The sequence below is a fragment of the Gemmatimonadota bacterium genome, assembly GCA_009835325.1.
GTDB lineage: Bacteria > JAAXHH01 > JAAXHH01 > JAAXHH01 > JAAXHH01 > JAAXHH01.
This window is the reverse complement of the sequence record VXWP01000061.1, coordinates 12,083-31,796: the sequence shown is the minus strand read 5'-3', so window position 1 is coordinate 31,796 and position 19,714 is coordinate 12,083. Positions and strand designations below refer to the sequence as shown.

Genomic DNA, 19,714 nt, shown 5'->3' with positions numbered 1-19,714 from the left:
TGCTTGTATTGATCTACTCCATTGGATGTTGTCTTCGGCAGTCCGGCGGCCGGACCCTGCAATCCGCCTGGTGTGTGGAATGCCATCAAACAACAGGAAGAGTAGGAATAACGCGATGCGACCTCGAACTTAAATTCAACTTCGTCACCTGAAGTCAGAAGTCCGCAATGGAAGTCAGGTATTCGTAGCTCTGGCGGGCGGCGTCTTCGGGTTCCATGAGCTCGGCGAAGGCCTGGTGCACGGTGACATAGCCTTCGTAACCGATCTCTTCGAGCGTCCGCATGATGATGGGAAAGTCGATCCCGCCCGTTTCCTGGAGGGGCACCGGGTCGTGGGGCGCGGGGCCCCGTACCCAGGTATTCAGGGTCATGGAGCCCTTGGGGTTCAATCGGTGATTCTGCAGATAGACGTTGAAGAGCCAGGGCTCGAACCGCTTGATCGTTTCCGGCCCGTAGTCCTGGCCGCACAGGTCGAGATTAGCCGGTTCGTAGATGATGCCGAAGTTCTCTCGTCCCACCTGCTTCAGCACGGAGACGGACTCCTCCACGGTTTCGAACAGGCTGCGGGTGTGGGACTGGTGGGCCAGCCGGATGTCCCGTTCGTCCGCCTCGTCCGAGGCCCACCGCGCCCAGGCGATATCTTCCTCCGTCTTCATGCCGATCCGGATCAGGTCGGCGTCCAGCAATTCGGCCAGGTCCAGGTAGGGCGTGATGTTCCGGAGGGCGTCCGGGGCGTGTTCGTCGTTCGCGGGTATGGGGATGTCTCCTGTGATCATGGAAACGGGCAGACCCCGATCGTCGAGCACCTTCCGGACCGCGGTGATTTGTTCCAACGGCGACTTTATGCCCGCCTGGGACGCCCGCATGCACATGGCGGAATATCCGATCTCCCGAGCCAGGTCGGCCAGGTGTTCCATGGATCGGTTGGCTTCTTCCTTGTTCAAGACGGATTCGGCGACCCTTACGGACAACGAGAGTTCCATGGTCATAAGCCTCTGCATGTTGAAGGTTGACGCGGTGACCCCTTGAGGTCTAACGCAGCTGTACTTCGGATCCGCCCGGCAACTCGTGGCCGGCACAGGCCAGCACCTGGGCGGTGAAACGATACGTGAGGCCCCAGAGCACGGGGCCTTCGCCATCAAGCACCTCGATGGCGCATACTTCCCTTGCCCCCCATTCGCCCGTGACCGTCGTCGTAACGTACCGGTTTTCATCCATCAGATCGGAAAGCGGGAACCAGAATGCGTTCCGGATTTCGTGGTTGAGGGTCGGTTCGGACCCGTTCGCCAGGTAGAACACGTAGCCGGCGACATGCACCTTGCTGAGATGGGTAGCCTGGTCGTCGAGGCGGCAGACGAAATCCGCATGGTCGAGATCGATGGCCGTTTCTTCACGCGTTTCCCGGATGGCCGTGTGCCGCGGGCTTTCGTCGGAAGCTTCGATCTTCCCGCCGGGAAAGCTGACATGGCCGGACCAGGGATCGCCCTCGCGTTGCGCACGCTGGAGGAAGAGCAATTCCATTCCCCCGACCGTTCCGCGGAGAAGGACCGCTACGGCCGCCGTAAGCGCGCCGGCTTCGGGATCGAGCAGCCTGCTCCGCCGTTTACGCAGCTTTTCAACCAGGTTTTCTGCCTGCATCAAAGCACCGTCCAGGAGCGGGAGAACACGACCTGGTTGCGCGGATGATCGGCCCGCTGGCCGGGACGCCGGTTTCCCAGGTTCGCATCGATGACCGGCCGGTTCTCCACACTGCACGCGGAATCGTCGATGGGAAGACCGTCCTCGTAAAACGTGATACCCAGCGCTTCTCGGACACGCCCCGACATGTTGGCCCGCGCGCCATGAACCACCCAGTGGCTGTGCAGGGTCGCGTCTCCGGCAGGGATTTCCTCTTCAACGACAGGTACCCGGTTCGTGCGGATGTAGTCCCCGAAAAACGATTCCGACTCGTGGTGTATCCCCCTGGGGCCCAAGACTCTTTCTCTGTGGGTACCGCTCGCGAAGCGGGGCGGTCCCATGTCGATGACGACGTCCACGAGGGGGATCCACATGGTGAGGACGTGGTCCGAGCACAGCGGCCAGTGCGGACCATCCTGGTGCCAGGGCGTGATCCAGCTTTCGGGTTCCTTGAACATGGCCTTGTCATAGTAAATACGAACTGCATCCATGCCCATGAGGTCGGCCGCGATCTTTCCGAAACGGGGGGACTGAATGAACCGGGCCGCGCGCTCGTCCGCCTCCCTCAGGTTGAACGTCTGCAGGAATACGCGGGAGAAATCGTCCGCCGGCCGGTCGCTCATCTTGCTTGTATCGGCGAACCGTTCGGAGGTGACCGACTTAAACACCTCGCGGTACTCGGCGATTTCGCTCTTTGTACAGACGTCCCGGAGATGCACGTGGCCGTTTTCCCGGTACTGCCGCACGTGTTCCGCGGACAGCGGGTACGGGGTCGCGAGTCCATCAGCATCGGTGCGTTCAACTGCAGTCATGGCCGTAGATCCTTTCGCCCGGTATGATACGCCAACCGGCACATATCAACCGGCGACGCTCCAACCCGTTCCGGGCACCGGTCAACTAACAGGCCGCAACCTGGATGTCAAGGGGTTTGGCCCGTTGCCGGGGGCGCGGGCGGTCGATCGAGCGATCGGTAACCGGGAACGTTTTGAATGCATTTGACGTTTACCGGAGAACAGGCTGCGTCCATTCGATCGGTCCCCGCCCAGTCACCGTCCGGTTCCCGCCCTTGACAGGTCGTACCGGTTGATCTTTATTTGAAGGAACGCGGCGGGACTGCTTGAATATCATGGGTCCGCCGCGATTACCGTTTATGAAGGCCGGTTTGCAGCTCCTGGAGCATGTCATGGATGAGAACGGACCGATCCTCGAATTCGAAAAACCGATCTACGAGCTTGAGAAGCGCATAGAGGAGATGAGAAACTATGCGGTGACCGAGAACCTCGATGCCCTGGCCGACGAGATCCAGCGCCTGGAAGAGGAAGTGGCCCGGCAGCGGCGGAAGACCTATTCCAACCTGACCCGTTGGCAGCGCGTGCTCATCGCCCGCCATCCGAACCGACCCCACACGCTCGACTACATCAACGGGATGATGGAGGATTTCGTCGAACTGCATGGCGACCGGTCCTTCGGGGATGACAAGGCCATGGTCACGGGGCTGGCGAAAATGGATGGTCGGCCGATCGCCGTGGTGGGACACCAGAAGGGGAAGAACACCAAGGAAAACGTGATGCGTAACTTCGGCATGGCGGGTCCCGAGGGATATCGCAAGGCCCTGCGCATCATGAAGCTGGCCGAGAAGTTCGACATGCCGGTCCTGTCCCTGGTCGATACCCCCGGAGCCTATCCCGGCGCGGGGGCCGAGGAACGGGGCCAGGCGGAGGCGATCGCCCGGAACATCTACGAGATGGGAAGGCTTCGCGTGCCGATCATCGTCATGGTGATCGGCGAAGGCGCCAGCGGCGGGGCACTGGGCATCGGCGTGGGCGACCGCGTCATCATGATGGAGAACGCCTGGTATTCGGTCATCAGCCCCGAACCCTGTTCCACCATACTCTGGAAGGACCAGGAGAAGGCGGCCGCCCGCAAGGCCGACTGCGCGGAAGCCCTGCGGCTTTCGGCCACCGACCTGCTTCAGTTCGGCGTCATCGACGAAATCGTGCCCGAACCCTTCGGCGGCGCGCACCGCGACCACGAAACGGCCATTTCGAACGTCAGAAAATCCATCCTCAAGGCGTTGCACGAGGCGGGCACGCAGTCCGTCGAGGATCGCCTGGAAGCCCGGCTGGAGAAGTACAGCAGCATGGGCGCCTTCGATGTAGCACCTGCCGCGGACGATCCGTCGTAAGCCGGAACCCGGGAGCGGGATCCTTGCTAAAGGCCATCACTGGCGGCTCGATCATCGACGGGAAGGGCGCGACGCCCATTCCTTACGGGCTGATCCTCGTGGACGGCAACCGGATCCTGGCCGTCGGCTCCCGCGACAGCCTTTCCATTCCCGGCGACGCGGAGGTCGTCGACCTCGGTACGGCCACACTTCTCCCCGGCCTTATCGATACCCACGTACATCTCGTCATGAACGCGCGGGAGGACTGCGTCACCTCCCTGGCGCACAAGAGTGCCGTGGAGTCCGTGGTCGAGGCCGCCGGGAACGCCCGACGGGTCTTGCGGGGCGGGGTGACGACCGTCCGGGACTGCGCCGACGTGTTCGGCGTGACCCTGACCCTGAAGCGGGCTATCGACGGGGGTCACCTGGACGGCCCGCGCATACTCGCCTGCGGCCTGCCCATTACCACGACGGCGGGGCACCTTAACTACATGGGGATCAGCGCGGACAGCACGGAGGAGGTGCTGAAGGCCGTGCGCACGGTGGTCTCCATGGGCGTGGACTGGGTCAAGGTCTGCGCCACCGGCGGCGGCCTGACTCCGGACAGCAACGTGCGCCGCGCCCAGTATTCGGCGGAGACCCTGACGGCCCTCGTCCAGGACGCCCATCGTCTGGGCAGGAAAGTCGCCGCCCACGCCCACGGCACCGAAGGCATCATGAACTGTGCCATTGCGGGCACCGACAGCATTGAGCACTGTTCGTGGATGGGGGAGGAAGAGGGCCACCGTTACGACGGGGATGCCGTCGACCTTATCCGGCAGAAGGGCCTTTACGTCAGCCACACGATCACGGGGCCGAGGACCGGTTCGTCCGAGGAAGTGGAAGCGTTGATGAACAGCGAGTACGGCGAGCGATTCGACTTGCTGCGCCGGACGCTGGAGGCAGGCGTACGCATGGTCATATCCAGCGATGCGGGTGTTCCGGACACGCGCTTCGAGGATTTCGGCGGTGGCCTCGTCATCGCCGTCAAGTGCTGCGGCTTTTCACCCATGGGCGCCATCATCGCTTCCACGAGCCGGGCCGCCGAGATGCTCGGAATGGCCGATCAGGTCGGTACTATTGAACCGGGGAAACACGCCGACATCCTTGCGGTCGATGGAGATCCGCTGCAGGACATCAGCGCCATCCGCCGGATCGTCGGCGTGTTCAAGGACGGCCGGCGGGTTGAGTGAACCGAAAAAACTACGCGAGCGTTCGAGGCTTGAGCACCCTCCGGCTGCTGAACCTCTGCAGACCGAACAGGCTCGTGTCGACGGGCGGCGTTTCGTCGAACAGCCGGGCGGCCAGGATCTCGCCCAGCACGGGACCGAACTTGAACCCGTGGCCCGAAAACCCCGCCGCCAGGACCACGTTCGCATGATCGGGATGCCGGTCCAGGATGAAGTGGAAGTCCGCCGAGTTGGTGTACAGGCAGTGTTTCACCGCGACGGGATCCCGGGACAGGTGGGGGCACCTACGTCCGACGAATTCCCGCACCGCAGCAAGATTGGCGTCGTCCACTACTTCGGGGTCGTCCGCCTCGACGACCCGGCCGGTTCGGTGGCAGCCGGCCTTGACGCCCGGTACCCGCACCTGGGGCACGCAGTAGAAGGGATCGGGGGTGTGGTAGTCGATCACGTTCGGCATCGCGCCCGCTTCATGCGGAACCGACCCGGCCTGAGGAAAGTAGGCCAGCAACTCCCGCGTCACCACTAGTTCGACCTCGACGCCCAGCGCGTTCAGCCACCGGTCCGTCCAGCTGCCGGTTGCCAGCACGAGGCGGGTACCTGACCAGGACCGTCCGTCCGAAGCCGTGACCTCTACGCGCTCTTCGGCCGGGACGATCGAAGCGACTTCCGTCTCCGTCAGGGCGTCCACGCCGTCTTCCACGACGCAGTCCCACAGGCTCCGTACCACCTCGTCGGCGAAGAGCACCGCGCTGTCGGGTTGGTAGATGGCTTCACTTTGCGGTGGCAGGCTTAGCTGAGGGAAGCGGTGCGAAAAAGTGGCGCCTGCCAACCGTTCGTAGGGAAGTTCGCAGTCCCGCAGCCGGGTCTCCAGCGTCTCCAGCACCTCCGCGCCGGCAGGCGCCAGATTACAGATGCCGGTCCGTTTGAACACCGGCCGGCCCAGGCGTTTCGCGAGATCCTCCCAGGCCCGGAAGGCGCGCGCCGCCATTTCGACGTACACGTTCTCTTCGTAATCGAAACGGATCATCCGGCTGTCACCGTGCGAACTGCCGTGTTCGTGGACGGGCGCGTATCGTTCCAGCAGGAGGACGCTCAGCCCGCGGCGGACCAGGACGTAGGCCGTCGAGACGCCGACGATGCCGCCGCCGACCACGATCGCGTCGTAATGCACGGACTTTGCGGACCGCGGACTCACGACAGGCCTCGTGTCGCGCGGAGCAAGGTCTCCTGCACGAGCAGCTCGTGGTCAAGGGGACGGTCCGGCGGCTGTTCACCGGAGATCGTCTTCAGGAACGACGCCAGTTCGAGGTCATATAGCGCCTGGCGGCTGCGGCCCGTCACGGGTACCCGGGATTCGCCCGCTGGATAACCGTCCCGGGCTTCGGTCAGGACCAGCCGGATTTCCGCGCCCGGTTCGAAGGGTTCGATGAGGATGGCGCTGCCCTCCGTTCCGTATACCTCGTATCGGCGGGCGGGCGGAGAAGGTTCCATGGCGGCGATATCCACGGTGGCCATGGCGTGCTCGTATTCGAACACCCCCAGGCCGTTATCCGCGAAGGCGGGCACTTCCCCGGTCTCGTTGCGTAAAAAGGCGGTCACCCTGGACGGCCGGCCCAGGGTCCAGACCACCTGGTCGAGCATGTGGCCGGCCAGGTCGTAGAAAATGCCACCCCGATGGGCGCTGATCACCACGCGGGACGAAACGGGGACGTTGGTCGACATGTGTGCCCGGATCGAAAACACGCGGCCCAGCATGCCCGATCGGGCCCAGTCGGCGATCTTGCGGAACCCGTCGTGATACCGGAACATGTACCCCATCTGCACCTGCAGGTCCGCCTTTTCGGCCAGGCCGACTACCCGCTGCCAGGCCGGCCAGTCGTCGCCGGCGGGCTTGTCGTACCAGGCATGCTTGCTGGCGCGGACGATCTCCTCCGTCTGGGCCAGGCTTTCGTCGTTGCGGCCTTCCGAAGCCACGGCAACGATAGCCGGATCACCCAGCATGTCCTCCACGCTGTCGAACCATCGAACGTCCGCATAGGGCCCGTCGGCATGCTCCAGGGCGGACCTTCGCGCCGCATCCGGCTCATAGACCCCGACGCACTCGACATCGGGATGGGTCGACATGGATTGAAGCTTGCCGGCGGCATGCCCGTGACCGGTGCCGTACTGCGCCATGCGTATCGCCATTGGGGGTTCCCCTGTTTACGTGGAATCGTATCGTTTCCGGTGTTTCCGGGAAGTAATCAACGACCGTGGTATCGTCAAGCGAAATCGGGTGGACATCAGGCTTGACATCAGACGCCGTTTCCGCTACGTTCGCTCCAATCTTTCCACAAACCGGGAGCCGAAGCGTGTCCCTGACCCAGGCACAGATCGACGAGTTCAGAGCGGCAGGATTTCTCAACGTCGGCCGCGTTTACGCCGATGATGAGGCGGACGCCCTGCGGGACCGTCTGATGACCGTCATCGCGGGCACTTCCCGCGGCAGGGCCGAGGCGGTTCGGAATATAGCCGGCGAGGATCTGGAGGCGGAACGGGACGTGGTGATCCAGGTGGTCAACACCTGGCAAGCTGACGACGGGTTCAGGGTCCACCTCTACCACCCGGAGATCTGCCGGATGGCATGCGACCTGATCGGTACCGACGTGCTGCGGGTGTGGCACGACCAGATCCAGTACAAGCCGCCCCGGCGAGGCGGGGCAACCGACTGGCACCAGGATCATCCCTACTGGCCGATCATCCAGCCGGCCGACCTGGTGAGCGCCTGGGTGGCCCTGGACGACGCCACCATCGAGAACGGCTGCATGCGCATGGTGCCGCGCAGCCACCACTGGGGGCCCCACAAGGGCGGCACGATAGGGACGAACGAAGACGGCTTTACGCCGGAACCCGACCGGTCCCTCATCCCGGATGACGAAGAGGTCGAGATCGTCCCCTGCGAGGTAAGGAAAGGCGAGTGCATGTTCCACCACTGCCTGACCTGGCACGGCAGCCCGCCCAATCCGTCCGACAACGGCCGGCCGGCCATCGCGGTGCATTACATGCCCGGATGGACGAGGTACCAGCCCACCCGGACCCATATCATGGAGCGGCGGGTCGACGTCGAACCCGGCGATCTGCTGACCGGTCATTACTTCCCCACCGTGTGGGATCACGGCCCGGTCGAACCGCCGGCGCGCTGGTCCGAGGAAACTCCGAACGGCGGACAACGCCGGGAAACGGGTTGAATCCGTGCCAGAAACACCGGAACTAGCCAGTAACGTCCACACCGCTTCCCGTCCCGGCGCATTGCGCATCACCGACATGCGCACCGTGACGATCGGCGCATCAACGATCATCAGGCTCGATACTAACCAGGACATCCACGGCCTCGGAGAGGTGCGGGACGGCGCCAGCAAGACCTACGCCCTGGCCCTCAAGTCGCGCATCCTGGGCGAAAACCCCTGCGACGTCGACAGGATCTTCAGAAAGATTCGGCAGTTTGGCCACCACGCCCGGCAGGCCGGCGGCGTATGCGCCGTCGAGATGGCCCTCATGGACCTCGCGGGCAAGGCCTACGGCGTGCCGGCCTATCAACTGGCGGGCGGCAAATTCCGAGACCGCGTTCGTATTTACTGCGATACGACGTCGACCCCGGATGCCGAAGAGATGGGGCACCGCCTGAAGGAACGCATGGACCGGGGGTTTACCTTTCTGAAGATGGACGTGGGCATCGGCCTTTTAAAGGACATACCCGGTACGCTGTCGGCTCCCGCCGGGATGCTGGATACCCTCCACATCATGCATCCCTTCACGGGCATCAGGCTGACGGACAAAGGCATCGGCCTGCTGTCGGACTATGTCGCCGGGGTTCGGGATATCGTCGGTTACGAGATCCCGCTGGCCGTCGACCACTTCGGGCACATCGGCGTAGAGGACTGCATCCGACTGGGCAAGGCGCTGGACCGGTACAACCTGGCCTGGTACGAGGACATGGTCCCGTGGCAGTTCACCGAGCAGTACGTCCGCCTGCGTGACGCCTGCGACACGCCGATCTGCACAGGCGAGGATATCTATCTCCGGGAAGGGTTCATGGAACTCTTCGAAAAACGGGCCATATCCGTGTGCCATCCCGACCTGGCCACTTCGGGCGGAATACTGGAAACCAAGAAGATCGGCGATACGGCCCAGGAATACGGTATTTCCATGGCGCTGCACATGTCCGCCATGCCCATCGCCCAGATGGCCAGCGTGCACTGCGCCGCGGCCACGGAGAACTTCATCGCCCTGGAGCACCACCACGTGGACGTGCCCTGGTGGGACGACCTGGTGACCGGTCTGCCGAATCCGTCGGTCCAGGACGGATACATGACGGTGCCGGACGCGCCGGGCCTGGGGATCGAGCTGAACGAAGAGGCCATACGCGAGCACATCAGCGAGAAGGATCCCGGTTACTTCGAACCCACCGACGAGTGGAACGCGTTACGGTCTCACGACCGCCTGTGGAGTTGATCGTCCGATGGACGGAAGGAGTAAACGATGACTATTCCCGCTGTCCAGGCCGCGCCTGACCCCTTTGAACCTGAACCTTACCTGGCGCTCACCGAATCGCAGCGGCAACAATTCGACGAAGACGGCTTCATCCTGATCGAGGACGCCCTCTCGCCGGACCATGTCGACCGGTTGATCGGCGTCGTCGAAGAGCTTAATGAGAAACACCGCAAGTCGCATGGGACCGCTCCGGACGCCGCGTACCAGATCCGCAATGCCCTGGCCCACCACGACGAGCTCTTCGCGTTGATCGAATATCCGAAGATCCTGCCGATGGTCGTGGACGTCATGGGCGTCAACATCCAGATCCGGACTTCTCACGTGGACGTGCGACCGCCTATGAAAGACCACGAAGAAACAGAACTGGGGGTGTCCGGCAGTTTCTTCCCCTGGCACTCCGACGCACCCAACTACGGCTACCCGATCACGAACGGCGTCGTCCCTTTCTTAGAGGTCAAGGTCGGGTACTACCTCACCGATCTCACCGAGCACAACAGCGGCGCCATCTGCGTCGTACGCGGCAGCCACCTCCGTTCGCCTGAACTGATTCACGATCCGGATTACCACATCGACCCGGAGGACATCGTCGAGGTGAACGTCCGTCCGGGGACCGCCATGGTCTGGCGCACGGCCCTGTGGCATTGCCTGACGCCCAACCTGTCCGATCGTACGCGCAAGTGCCTCTACTACGGATACAACTACCGCTGGGCGCGCCCCGGGGACTACGACCGACAGGATCCTGAATTGCTAGCGCGATGTACGCCGGTCCAGCGTCAGCTTCTGGGCTCCAACACCACGGAGGATGGCGTAGTCTACCAGGACGGCGACCCGGCCCATCCAGCTTCCAGGTACTGGCGTCCCGAACCCGGTGACGTACCCCTGGAAACATGGGCGGAAGGGCAGATGAAGAAAAAGAGAGCCAGGGAATGGAGGCGATGGAAAAGAAGGAACAGGCTGCCCTTCGGCGCGGTGGGATCGCCGGTTGTGGCGGAGGGAGACCAACCAGGGGCCCTGGAGTAAGCATGCGTTAGACGAGGGTTCAGGAGGCATCCATGAACGAAGCCGAGATCTTCGAATTCGACCTCAACGGTTACATCATGTACCGGAATGTGCTGACCCCGGACCAGGTCGACCATATGAACGGGGTGCTCGATCAGCACCTCACCGATGAATCCTACAATTTCCGTTTTCTTGAACTCGACCCCATGTTCATGGAGGTCATGGCCCTGCCCCGGACGCTGAACATCCTTAAAACGATGATCGGTGGATGGATGCGTCTGGACCACGCTTACGGGCTCCAGATGGATACGCGCTCCGAAGAGCGGGGCGATATAAGGCCAAACCTCCACGGCGGACCGCTGGAAGACAACGGCGAACACCACTACCAGTGGTTCAATGGAAAGATGTACAATGGGCTGACTGTCGTCATGTATGCGCTCAAAGACGTCAACCCCGGCGACGGCGGTTTCATCTGCGTGCCGGGGAGCCACAAGACCAACATGGACTTCAAACCGGCGGTGGACTCGCACTTCGTCGTGAATCCCACCTTCAAGGCCGGCGACATGCTGATCTTCACGGAAGCGCTGGTCCACGGGACCGACACGTGGACCTCGGCGGACAAGCGGCGCTCCCTGCTGTACAAGTACTCTCCAGGACATTCCACGTGGGCGATTCCGGAGAACTGGGAGAAACTGCAGGCGCTCGCCGCCAATGACCTGCAGCGCGACCTGCTCAGAGCGCCCAGCATCGAGGGCCGGACGCCGGTGGAAATCCCGGATGCGTGAGGAGAAATCCATGACTGAAGCCGAGATCTTCGAATTCGACCTCAACGGATACATCGTCTATAAGGACATGCTGACCCGGGACCAGGTCGGCCACATGAACGGGATTCTGGACAGTCACCTCCCTGAAGAGACCCACGGTTTCGATTTTCTCCTGCTCGATCCGGTTTTCATGGAACTCATGGCTCATCCCCCTACGCTGCGTATCATCCGCACGATGATCGGACAATGGCTGCGGCTGGACCACGCTTACGGGCTTCAGATGGACCGGCAGTCCGTGGAGCGGGGTCACGTGCGGCCGAACCTTCACGGCGGCCTCAGACATGACCACGGTGAGCACCAGTACCAGTGGTTCGACGGGCAGATGTACAACGGCCTGATCGTGGTCATGTACGCTTTGGAGGACGTCCATCCCGGCGACGGAGGGCTCATCTGCGTCCCGGGCAGTCACAAGGCCAGCTTCCGTTACCGCCCGCCCGTGGATTCCCACCTCGTCGCGAACCCCTCCTTCATGGCGGGGGACATGCTCATCTTCACCGAAGCGCTGGTCCACGGCACCACCACGTGGACTTCCGATCGGCGGCGGCGCGCCTTGCTGTACAAGTACTCTCCCGGTTATTCCTCCTGGGCGACCGTCGATCGGCTGGACGAAGCGCGCGAAATGGCCGCCAACGACCTGCAGCGCGACCTGCTGCGCCCGCCGAGTGTCGGCAAGCGTACGCCTTTAGAGATTCCTGAAGCGTGAGTAATGCCGCAGCGCCGAATCACAGGAGAAAAGAAATGAACGTGCGGGATGAATACCGTTACAACCGGCTGACCTGGGAGGACATGAACGAGGCGATCGCCATGCAGAAGGTGGTGGTCCTGCCCACGGGTTCCACCGAGCAACACGGCAAGCACCTGCCGCTGGACACGGACGCCTTCCTGGTCGAATCGGTCTGCCATGAACTGGGACGGCGCATCCCCGACCGCGTCCTCGTCCTGCCCACGGTCTCCTACGGGCTGAACCTGCACCACATCGACTTCCCGGGCACGATCCACATAGAGCCCGAGGTTTTCATCGCCTTCTGCCTGAACATCACCAAGAGCGTGGCCTACCACGGCTTCGAGAAGATCCTGATTGTAAACGGCCATGGCTCCAACGCGCCGATGATCGACCTGATCGCCCGGAAGACGGTGCTTGCCACGGAGTCGCTGTGTTTCGCTGCCAACTACTTCACCTTCCTGATCGATGCCTTCAACGAAGTCAGGGAATCGGAGGTGTTGGCTCACGCCGACGAACTGGAGACGTCCCTGTACCTGCACCTGGCCGGCGATCGCGTAAAGATGGACAAGGCCGCGCCGGACATGGACCGGGTGGGGAAGTACTTCTCCTCCGACAGCACGGGGACGGTGCGATTCAATGATTTCTGGGGAAGATGGACGGGCCTGGGGGTCCACGGCGACCCGACGCCGGCGACGGCCGAGAAGGGCAGGATTATCTTCGACGCGTCCGTGGAAGGCCTGATTGAGCTGGTCGACGATATCGAGAAGTGGCCGATCGAGCAGCGCAGCGATCAGCACACGGGGCCGGTGCAGCGCGGAATACGGTGGTGAATCCCTTTAATAACTCAGGAATCCCCCGTCCACCAGCCACGTAGCCCCGGTAACGAAACTCGCCTCGTCGCTGGCCAGGAACACGGCCACGCGGCCGATTTCCTCCGGCGTTCCCCGGCGGTCCAGGGGGGTGTCCCGGAAGAACCTTCCCGTAGCGCCCCGTCCTACCGCGTCCTCCCTCGGCCGGTCGCTTTGCTCCGTGTGAATATCGCCCGGCGCGATGCTGTTCACGCGGATGCCGTGCGCCGCCAGTTCGATGGCCGCGGACTTGGTGAGGCCGTCCATTCCCGCCTTGCTGGCGCAGTAGGCGGAGGCGCCTTCCTGCGCGGCGAACTGGGCAACGGACGAGACGTTGATGATCGATCCGCTTGTTCCGCTTGCGATCATCCGTCGGGCCGTCTCCTGCGTCCCGATGAACGCGCCGGTCAGGTTGATGTCGAGGACGCTGCGCCAGTGTTCGTCCGTCTCCTCCATGAAGGGCCGTAGTTCAAGGGACTTTCCCGTCAGCGCGGCATTATTGACCATCACGTCCACGGGCCCGAGCAACGATTCCGCCTGGTCCAGCAGGGCGGCGACGTCCTCTCTTCGGCGCACGTCGCACCGTTGCGCCTGAACGGTGAAACCCTCGTCCCGGAAGCGTGCGGCCTCGCGCTCGGCGATTTCGATCCGGCGCTGGGCGATCATCACGGCGGCTCCCGCTTCGAGACAGCATCTGGCGATGCCGAGACCTATGCCGGTGCCACCGCCGGTGATGACCACGACTTTGCCTTTCAATCGTTCGCTCATAGTCGCTTCAATCCTCGCTCCGTGACGCATTCTCGCTCGGTGACGCGTCTTCATCCATCAGATCCGCGATTTCTCCGGCCGCGGATTCGACCACCGGGAACACCCGCTCCTCCAGCGTACGCAGGTCGAGCAGGAAACGATCTCCCGACAGCCGGCCGAATACGGGCGGCGACTGCCGTCTGAACGCGGCGGCGAGTTGCCGGTTCGTCCAACCTTCGGGCCGAAGCGCCACGACGCGGGACGGGAGTTGCTGGACCGGAAGGGCGCCGCCGCCGATCTCGGCGGAGGATTCCTCCACGGTCACGTCGACGCGATGCGCGAAACGGCCCGCGAGACCTTCAGCGAGCCGATGCGCCCTGGATTCGAGTTCCCCGGCCGACGCGGCGATCATACCCGTAACCGCGTGGCCATCGGCAAGCCTGTCCGGATCGGTAAACAACTCCAGGGTGGCCTGCAGAGCGGCGTAGACCATCTTGTCCGCGCGGAAGGCCCGCATCAGCGGATCCTTCTTCATCTGGTCGAGGAGATCCCTCCGGCCCGCGATGATTCCGGCCTGCGGCCCGCCCAGCAGCTTGTCGCCGCTGAAGCAGACCACGTCGACGCCCCGGTCGAGCGCTTCCCGCACCGTGTATCCGCTGTCCAGGCCGTGCTGACCGTACGCTGCCAGGTCGATCAGGGCGCCGCTTCCCTGGTCGTACACGACCGGTATGTCCCGCTCACGGCCCAGCGACGCCAGTTCGTCGAGAGACACCGAGACGTCCATACCGGCGAGGTCGAAGTTGCTCCGGTGGACGGCCATGATGAGGGCCGTGCGATCCGTGATGGCCGCACGGTAGTCGTCCGGTTCGGTGTGATTGGTCGCTCCCACCCCAACGAGTTGGGCTCCGCCCGCGGCCATGACGTCCGGCATGCGGAAGGACCCTCCGATTTCCACCAGTTGTCCCCGGGAGATGATGACTTCGCGGTCCCTCGCCAGGGCGTGCAGGATCAGCATGACCGCGGCGGCGTTGTTATTCACTACGATGGCCGATTCCGCTCCGGTCAAGGCGCACAGCAGCTCGGAAACCAGGTCGTGACGCGAACCTCGCTTGCCCGTCTCGGCATTGATCTCCAGCGTGCAGTATCCCTCGATCGCGTCGGCCACGGCCTGCCGCGCCGCCTCGGACAGCACGGCCCGTCCCAGCCCGGTATGGAGTATAACGCCCGTACCGTTTACGGCGGGTGTCAACGCGCCGGCCGGAAGGCCTGCTGCTGATGGATTAACCTGGTCTGGCATAAGATATGAGGGCAGTCCGCTCAGTAATGGCCCATGCCGCTGGTGGAAGCCTGGTTTCGGGCGTCGACATTCCTGCCTACCATCGGCCGGCGATCACTTCGGTCATCCGCGCCTTGAATGCACTCCAGGGGTACGCGGGTCCGGGATCAATCTTGCGATCCGGCGCGATGTCACTGTGGCGCACGATGTGATCCAGGGGGATCCGGTAGCGTTCGACGAGCCGACCGGACAGCGATTCGACTTGCTCGACCTGGCCGGACGGATACGGCGCCCACCAGTCTCCCGAGGCCGAAACGGGCGATGGTCCGTTGTAAGGCGTCCCGTAGTCCTCCGGCCAGCAGTAGAAACTCCCGTCCTTCTTCTCCAGCCGTCCCCAGTTCACGATCTCGATGCCCAGCGACCAGCGGTTGCAGCCTTCCCGCCCCCGCCACGCGCTGGTCCCGCAGTGCCACGCGCAGTCTTCGTCGCGGACCATCTGCAGCACGGCGCCGTCGAGTCCCACGATGTAATGGCAGCTGACGCGCCGCTCCGGGTCCTGAAAGATCGCGACGCAGTCTTCCAGCGAAGGACCGTCCGTAAAGTGAAGCACCAGCATATCGATCGGCGCGTCTTCACGACTCGAAGCATAGATGGCCGGGATGAACGGTATATCTGCAGCGGCATTAGACATGTCAGGCACGTGTCCTTCCGGGGGTTCTTTTCGTCCCTCGATCGTTCCCTGAAACTTATAGAAACGCCCGCCGCAAGGCAATCCGTTTCACCACGTTCCGTGGTCGCGGCGGCCACCCGCGTCGGTTGACACGAACCACCCCACCGAGTATACTGATGCCATGATCCTGAAGCGCACTACACCCGTTTTCAGATGCCTCGCGACCAGGCAGGTCCGGCCTTGACCACCGACGCCATTCCAGCGCCCTCGCTGCAGGACCGATACCTCAAAAACCGCGGTCCGGTCTTTCTTACCGGCATACATGCCATCGTCCGCTTCCTGCTGGACAAGCAGCGGCGTGACGCCCTTTCCGGCGGTACGGTGCGGCGCAGCTTCATGGCCGGTTACGAAGGTTCGCCCCTCGGCGGCCTCGACCTCGAACTCCGGCAACAGGCCACCCTGCTCTGTGAAGCGGCGCCGTTCGTACACCAGGCGGCGGTCAACGAGAAGACGGCGGCGGCGGCGGTGCACGGCAGCCAGTACGAAGGAAACGTGGACGGGTTCTGGTACGGCAAGGCCCATGGCGTGAAATGGGCCCTGGACGAATTCAGCCTCGCCAACATCGCGGGGACGGGAAAAGACAGCGGCGTCGTCCTGTTCTGCGGGGACGACCACATGGCGAAGAGTTCAGGATACCCCGCCAGCAGCGAGCAGGCCCTGCGCGACGCGCGCATTCCCGTCTTCTACCCTTCGACGGTCTCCGAGGTCATCACCTATGGGCACCACGCGCTCGCGCTCAGCAGGTACGCCGGGGTCCTTTGCGGGATGAAACTCGTCACGCCCATTTGCGACGGCGCCGAAACGGTGGACGCAAACCCCGAACTACCCAGCGTAACGCTGCCGCCGGGACCGGCTGGCGGTCGGCCCGGGTCGCCGGGACCGCCTGGACGGCCCTACGAAAAACGCTTTCACCAGGTGGTCATCTCCACCCAGTCCATCCCCTTCGAAGAAGAACTGACCACGGTGCGCCTGGGAATCGCCGCCGAGTACGCCCGGGTGAACGGGATCGACACGGTCGAGAACCCGGAATCGGACGGTTCCCTCGGTATCGTAGCGACGGGAAAGAGCTACGCCGACATCGTCCAGGCGCTTCGATTGCTGAACCTGGAGGACCGGGTGCCGATCCTGAAACTGGGCGTGATCTATCCGGTCAATCCGCGGACGATCCGGGAGTTCGCAGCGCGCCTGAAGGCCGTGGTGGTCGTGGAGGAAAAGGGTCCCTTCGTGGAAGAAGCGGTGGCCCACGCGCTCCTGGGCACCGGCGTAGCACACGTCTACGGAAAGCGGGGTCCGGATGACCGCCCGCTCATTCCAGCCTATGGAGAGTTGAATCCCGACCTGCTCACAATTCTGCTCGGGCCGATGCTGCAGGAGATCTTCCCGTCGGCGCCCATTTACGACCGCTTGGAGGAACTGAACGCAATCGCGGAACGAGACTCGGGCTCCTTCGCCCGGCGCACCGCCCATTACTGTCCCGGATGTCCCCACAGCGTATCGGCCCGTGCGCCCGAAGGGGAGGTCGCGGGCGGCGAAATCGGCTGCTCTTCGCTGGACGCCTACATCGAGGCGGACGGCCGGGGTGTGCGTTGGATACCCACCATGGGCCTTGGCGGCGCCATCTACAACGGCATGTTCCCGTTCAATGAGAACCGGCACCTGTTCCAGAACATCGGCGACGGCACGGTGCTCCACAGCGGCCTGATCACCATATTCAGCTCCATTTCCCACGGCGCCAACATCACCTATAAAGTCCTTTGGAACCACGTGGTGGCCATGACCGGCGGCCAGGACATCACCGGGCAGCCCACGCTGGACGACTTCGCGCTGATCTTGCTGGGCATGGGCGTGCAGGATGTGACGGTCGTCAGCAAGTTTCCGCAGCAGGTATCGCTCAAACGCGCCCGGGCCGCGTTGAAACCGGGCCAGCACCTGCTGCTCGAACCGCGGGATCGGCTCGAATCCGCCCAGGAGAGCCTGTCGCGAAAGCCCGGCGTAAAGGTGCTGATCTACGACCAGGAATGCGCCACGGAACACCGTCGGCGCCGCAAGCGCCAGCATCTCGCCCCCGAACGGTACGTCTACATTCACGAACGGGTGTGCGAAGGATGCGGCGACTGCGGACAGCAGTCCATGTGCCTCGCGCTCGAACCCAGGGAAACGGAGTTCGGCCCCAAGACCGCCATACTCCAGTCGGCCTGCAACCAGGACCTGTCCTGCCTGAAGGGCGACTGCCCTTCCTTCGTCTCTGTCGAACCGGTCGGAGACAGCAAGCCTTTGAACCCGGAATACCCGTTACTGGACGAATCGGACCTTTCAGCACCCGCCTTCAAAGCGACGATTGATGGAGAATACGCGATACACCTCATCGGGATCGGCGGCACGGGCGTCGTGACCGTAGCCCACCTGCTGGCCGTAGCGGCACTTTTCGACGGGAAGAAGGTGAGCGAGATGAATCGCACGGGGCTGGCGCAGAAGGGAGGTCCCGTGGAATCGCCCATCGTCCTGGGGGAGGGCGAGGTCCCCCCTTCCAGCTTTATTCCCGCCGGGCGGTGCGATCTCTACCTGGCGGCGGATATCGCCGGCGCGGTGAACCCCCTGAACCTCCAGGCCGCCTCCGCGCAGCGGACCGTAGCCGTCGTGAGCCGGTCCGGCGTCCCGACCGCGCAGATGGTGTACGATCCCCAGGTACCCGGCGCCGACGTCCCGGCCATGGAAACGCTCATCGAAGCACACACCCGGTCGGTGGACAATGTCTTCATCGATGCGCAGGACTACGCGATGAAGCTCTTCGGGAACCACATCGTGGCCAACGTGTTTCTCCTCGGCGTCGCCTACCAGGCCGGGCACATCCCCCTGCAGGCCGGGAGTATCGAGCGCGCCATCCGGTTGAACGGCCAGGCCGTCGACCTGAACATCCAGGCCTTCCGCTGGGGCCGCATGGCCGTGCACGACCGGGCCCGACTGGACGAGGCCGTGCAAGAACCCGATCCCGATTCGGATGAACTGGTCCGCCGCTTTGCACGGTTACTCGGCCGTAAGCGGGCGCAGGCCTTCGAGACGCAGATCGGAAGGATTCCCGTCCGCCAGGAGTCGATCCGCAGGAGCTGGGTTATCCGCGTGGGCGAACTGATCGCCTTTCAGGACGCTAAGCTCGCCGAGCGATTCGTCGACCGGATCGCACGGGTTTATGATGGGGATGAGCGAACCGGCGGACCGGACCGCGGATACCTGCTCACCACGCACGCGGCTTTCATGTTGCACAAGCTCATGGCCTACAAGGACGAGTACGAGGTGGCCCGGCTGCTGACCGACCCGTCCGAACCCGGCGTCGCGGAACGCTTCGATGGTCCAGTCCGGGTATCCTACCATCTGCATCCGCCGCTGCTGCGTGCGTGGGGACTCGATCGCAAGCTGCGGCTGGGGCCCTGGTTCAGGCCCGTTCTGCTATTCATGGCCCGGTGCAGATTCCTTCGCGGAACCCCCTTCGACCCCTTCGGATACACCGCGGCCCGGCGGGAGGAACGTGCGCTCGTAACCTGGTACGAATCCCTGCTGGACCAGGCCCTTGCCATACTCACCCCGGAAAACTATCCCGAAGTATTGGAACTGCTTCGCCTGCCCGATGAGATCCGCGGATACGAGCAGGTCAAGCACCGCTCGGTGCTCAGGGTGAAGAAGAAGGCCTCCGAAATGTTCGAAACCCTCCTTCAAGGCGCGGCATCGCGCTCTATCCACACCCGTTAGGGCCCGTTAAGACCCATCCAGGCCGGACAGCCAACTAAGATGCGCCCACGGAAGCTAGAAACCAATGGCCGTTGTTCGCGCTGATCTGCGTCGCGATTTCCGGAGGGGAGGGGGGCTGGGTTGATCGGTTTCCGGACCGGGCCTTGAGTTACTCCGGGCGTGATCGCCCGGCCTCGGAAACCGTTACTTCACAGGATGGATATGATGCGGAGGTCGGTCTGCC

17 protein-coding genes are annotated in these 19,714 nt (G+C 63.4%); 9 read left to right on the top strand and 8 right to left on the bottom strand.

Translation table 11 applies throughout. The features are described from left to right. Nucleotides 1–154: 154 nt before the first annotated feature. Genes F4Z81_07900 through F4Z81_07890 form a run of 3 tightly spaced genes read right to left on the bottom strand, consistent with a single transcriptional unit; the run spans nucleotide 155 to nucleotide 2,488 of the window. The gene (locus F4Z81_07900; GenBank protein ID MXW04976.1) at nucleotides 155–1,213 is read right to left on the bottom strand and encodes a sugar phosphate isomerase/epimerase; all 1,059 of its coding nucleotides are present in this window, start codon (nucleotides 1,211–1,213) and stop codon (nucleotides 155–157) included. Beyond that, entirely contained in the window at nucleotides 1,032–1,637 is a 606-nt protein-coding gene (locus F4Z81_07895; GenBank protein ID MXW04975.1) for a CoA pyrophosphatase, read from the bottom strand. The genes F4Z81_07900 and F4Z81_07895 overlap by 182 nt, the downstream gene beginning before the upstream one ends. Then, nucleotides 1,637–2,488: a phytanoyl-CoA dioxygenase family protein gene (locus F4Z81_07890; protein MXW04974.1), complete on the bottom strand. Its 852-nt coding sequence runs from the start codon at nucleotides 2,486–2,488 to the stop codon at nucleotides 1,637–1,639. Before F4Z81_07890 ends, F4Z81_07895 begins: the two co-directional genes overlap by 1 nt. A gap of 371 nt (nucleotides 2,489–2,859) precedes the next feature. On the opposite strand from F4Z81_07890, the gene F4Z81_07885 reads away from it, so the two are divergent. Further along, entirely contained in the window at nucleotides 2,860–3,861 is a 1,002-nt protein-coding gene (locus tag F4Z81_07885; protein MXW04973.1) for an acetyl-CoA carboxylase carboxyltransferase subunit alpha, read from the top strand. Between the two features lie 23 nt (nucleotides 3,862–3,884). Beyond that, a complete protein-coding gene (locus F4Z81_07880) occupies nucleotides 3,885–5,072 on the top strand; it encodes an amidohydrolase family protein (GenBank protein MXW04972.1) in 1,188 nt (395 codons plus the stop codon). Between the two features lie 10 nt (nucleotides 5,073–5,082). Here the strand turns inward: F4Z81_07880 and solA are convergent, their stop codons facing one another. Continuing rightward, the gene (solA, locus tag F4Z81_07875) at nucleotides 5,083–6,264 is read right to left on the bottom strand and encodes an N-methyl-L-tryptophan oxidase (GenBank protein ID MXW04971.1); all 1,182 of its coding nucleotides are present in this window, start codon (nucleotides 6,262–6,264) and stop codon (nucleotides 5,083–5,085) included. Further along, complete coding sequence (locus F4Z81_07870; GenBank protein ID MXW04970.1) at nucleotides 6,261–7,256, bottom strand: Gfo/Idh/MocA family oxidoreductase; 996 nt, start codon at nucleotides 7,254–7,256, stop codon at nucleotides 6,261–6,263. Before F4Z81_07870 ends, solA begins: the two co-directional genes overlap by 4 nt. Before the next feature lie 164 nt (nucleotides 7,257–7,420). On the opposite strand from F4Z81_07870, the gene F4Z81_07865 reads away from it, so the two are divergent. The 6 genes from F4Z81_07865 (at nucleotide 7,421) to F4Z81_07840 (ending at nucleotide 12,976) form a co-directional block, all read left to right on the top strand. Continuing rightward, complete coding sequence (locus F4Z81_07865) at nucleotides 7,421–8,296, top strand: phytanoyl-CoA dioxygenase family protein (protein MXW04969.1); 876 nt, start codon at nucleotides 7,421–7,423, stop codon at nucleotides 8,294–8,296. A gap of 76 nt (nucleotides 8,297–8,372) precedes the next feature. Next, nucleotides 8,373–9,560 carry a mandelate racemase/muconate lactonizing enzyme family protein gene (locus F4Z81_07860; GenBank protein ID MXW04968.1) on the top strand — a complete coding sequence of 396 codons (1,188 nt, stop codon included), beginning with the start codon at nucleotides 8,373–8,375 and terminating at the stop codon, nucleotides 9,558–9,560. Between the two features lie 27 nt (nucleotides 9,561–9,587). After that, entirely contained in the window at nucleotides 9,588–10,619 is a 1,032-nt protein-coding gene (locus F4Z81_07855) for a phytanoyl-CoA dioxygenase family protein (GenBank protein ID MXW04967.1), read from the top strand. Nucleotides 10,620–10,651: 32 nt separating this feature from the next. Continuing rightward, the gene (locus F4Z81_07850) at nucleotides 10,652–11,383 is read left to right on the top strand and encodes a phytanoyl-CoA dioxygenase family protein (GenBank protein MXW04966.1); all 732 of its coding nucleotides are present in this window, start codon (nucleotides 10,652–10,654) and stop codon (nucleotides 11,381–11,383) included. After that, the gene (locus F4Z81_07845; GenBank protein ID MXW04965.1) at nucleotides 11,310–12,125 is read left to right on the top strand and encodes a hypothetical protein; all 816 of its coding nucleotides are present in this window, start codon (nucleotides 11,310–11,312) and stop codon (nucleotides 12,123–12,125) included. The genes F4Z81_07850 and F4Z81_07845 overlap by 74 nt, the downstream gene beginning before the upstream one ends. 35 nt (nucleotides 12,126–12,160) lie before the next feature. After that, entirely contained in the window at nucleotides 12,161–12,976 is an 816-nt protein-coding gene (locus F4Z81_07840) for a creatininase family protein (GenBank protein MXW04964.1), read from the top strand. Nucleotides 12,977–12,982: 6 nt separating this feature from the next. Here F4Z81_07840 and F4Z81_07835 read toward each other — a convergent pair whose 3' ends face one another. From F4Z81_07835 to F4Z81_07825, 3 genes are all read right to left on the bottom strand, one after another. Further along, a complete protein-coding gene (locus F4Z81_07835) occupies nucleotides 12,983–13,816 on the bottom strand; it encodes a glucose 1-dehydrogenase (GenBank protein ID MXW04963.1) in 834 nt (277 codons plus the stop codon). Then, nucleotides 13,770–15,038 (bottom strand): L-seryl-tRNA(Sec) selenium transferase, encoded by a 1,269-nt coding sequence (locus tag F4Z81_07830; protein ID MXW04962.1) that lies wholly within the window; start codon nucleotides 15,036–15,038, stop codon nucleotides 13,770–13,772. Before F4Z81_07830 ends, F4Z81_07835 begins: the two co-directional genes overlap by 47 nt. Nucleotides 15,039–15,114: 76 nt before the next feature. Next, nucleotides 15,115–15,717: an N-acetylmuramoyl-L-alanine amidase gene (locus F4Z81_07825; protein ID MXW04961.1), complete on the bottom strand. Its 603-nt coding sequence runs from the start codon at nucleotides 15,715–15,717 to the stop codon at nucleotides 15,115–15,117. Between the two features lie 183 nt (nucleotides 15,718–15,900). Here F4Z81_07825 and F4Z81_07820 point away from each other — a divergent pair, with 183 nt between their 5' ends. Continuing rightward, the gene (locus tag F4Z81_07820; GenBank protein ID MXW04960.1) at nucleotides 15,901–19,491 is read left to right on the top strand and encodes an indolepyruvate ferredoxin oxidoreductase family protein; all 3,591 of its coding nucleotides are present in this window, start codon (nucleotides 15,901–15,903) and stop codon (nucleotides 19,489–19,491) included. The last annotated feature ends 223 nt before the right edge of the window (nucleotides 19,492–19,714 follow it).

What these genes read in the sequence shown, in the direction of transcription:
- F4Z81_07870 (MXW04970.1), bottom strand. Translation starts at nt 7,256, where the DNA reads ATGGCGATACGCATGGCGCAGTACGGCACCGGTCACGGGCATGCCGCC.
- F4Z81_07900 (MXW04976.1), bottom strand. Translation starts at nt 1,213, where the DNA reads ATGAAAACCGGTACGTTACGACGACGGTCACGGGCGAATGGGGGGCAA.
- F4Z81_07885 (MXW04973.1), top strand. Translation starts at nt 2,860, where the DNA reads ATGGATGAGAACGGACCGATCCTCGAATTCGAAAAACCGATCTACGAG.
- F4Z81_07835 (MXW04963.1), bottom strand. Translation starts at nt 13,816, where the DNA reads ATGAAGACGCGTCACCGAGCGAGAATGCGTCACGGAGCGAGGATTGAA.
- F4Z81_07860 (MXW04968.1), top strand. Translation starts at nt 8,373, where the DNA reads ATGCGCACCGTGACGATCGGCGCATCAACGATCATCAGGCTCGATACT.
- F4Z81_07845 (MXW04965.1), top strand. Translation starts at nt 11,310, where the DNA reads ATGACCTGCAGCGCGACCTGCTCAGAGCGCCCAGCATCGAGGGCCGGA.
- F4Z81_07890 (MXW04974.1), bottom strand. Translation starts at nt 2,488, where the DNA reads ATGACTGCAGTTGAACGCACCGATGCTGATGGACTCGCGACCCCGTAC.
- F4Z81_07840 (MXW04964.1), top strand. Translation starts at nt 12,161, where the DNA reads ATGAACGTGCGGGATGAATACCGTTACAACCGGCTGACCTGGGAGGAC.
- F4Z81_07830 (MXW04962.1), bottom strand. Translation starts at nt 15,038, where the DNA reads ATGCCAGACCAGGTTAATCCATCAGCAGCAGGCCTTCCGGCCGGCGCG.
- F4Z81_07820 (MXW04960.1), top strand. Translation starts at nt 15,901, where the DNA reads ATGCCTCGCGACCAGGCAGGTCCGGCCTTGACCACCGACGCCATTCCA.
- F4Z81_07850 (MXW04966.1), top strand. Translation starts at nt 10,652, where the DNA reads ATGAACGAAGCCGAGATCTTCGAATTCGACCTCAACGGTTACATCATG.
- F4Z81_07895 (MXW04975.1), bottom strand. Translation starts at nt 1,637, where the DNA reads ATGCAGGCAGAAAACCTGGTTGAAAAGCTGCGTAAACGGCGGAGCAGG.
- F4Z81_07855 (MXW04967.1), top strand. Translation starts at nt 9,588, where the DNA reads ATGACTATTCCCGCTGTCCAGGCCGCGCCTGACCCCTTTGAACCTGAA.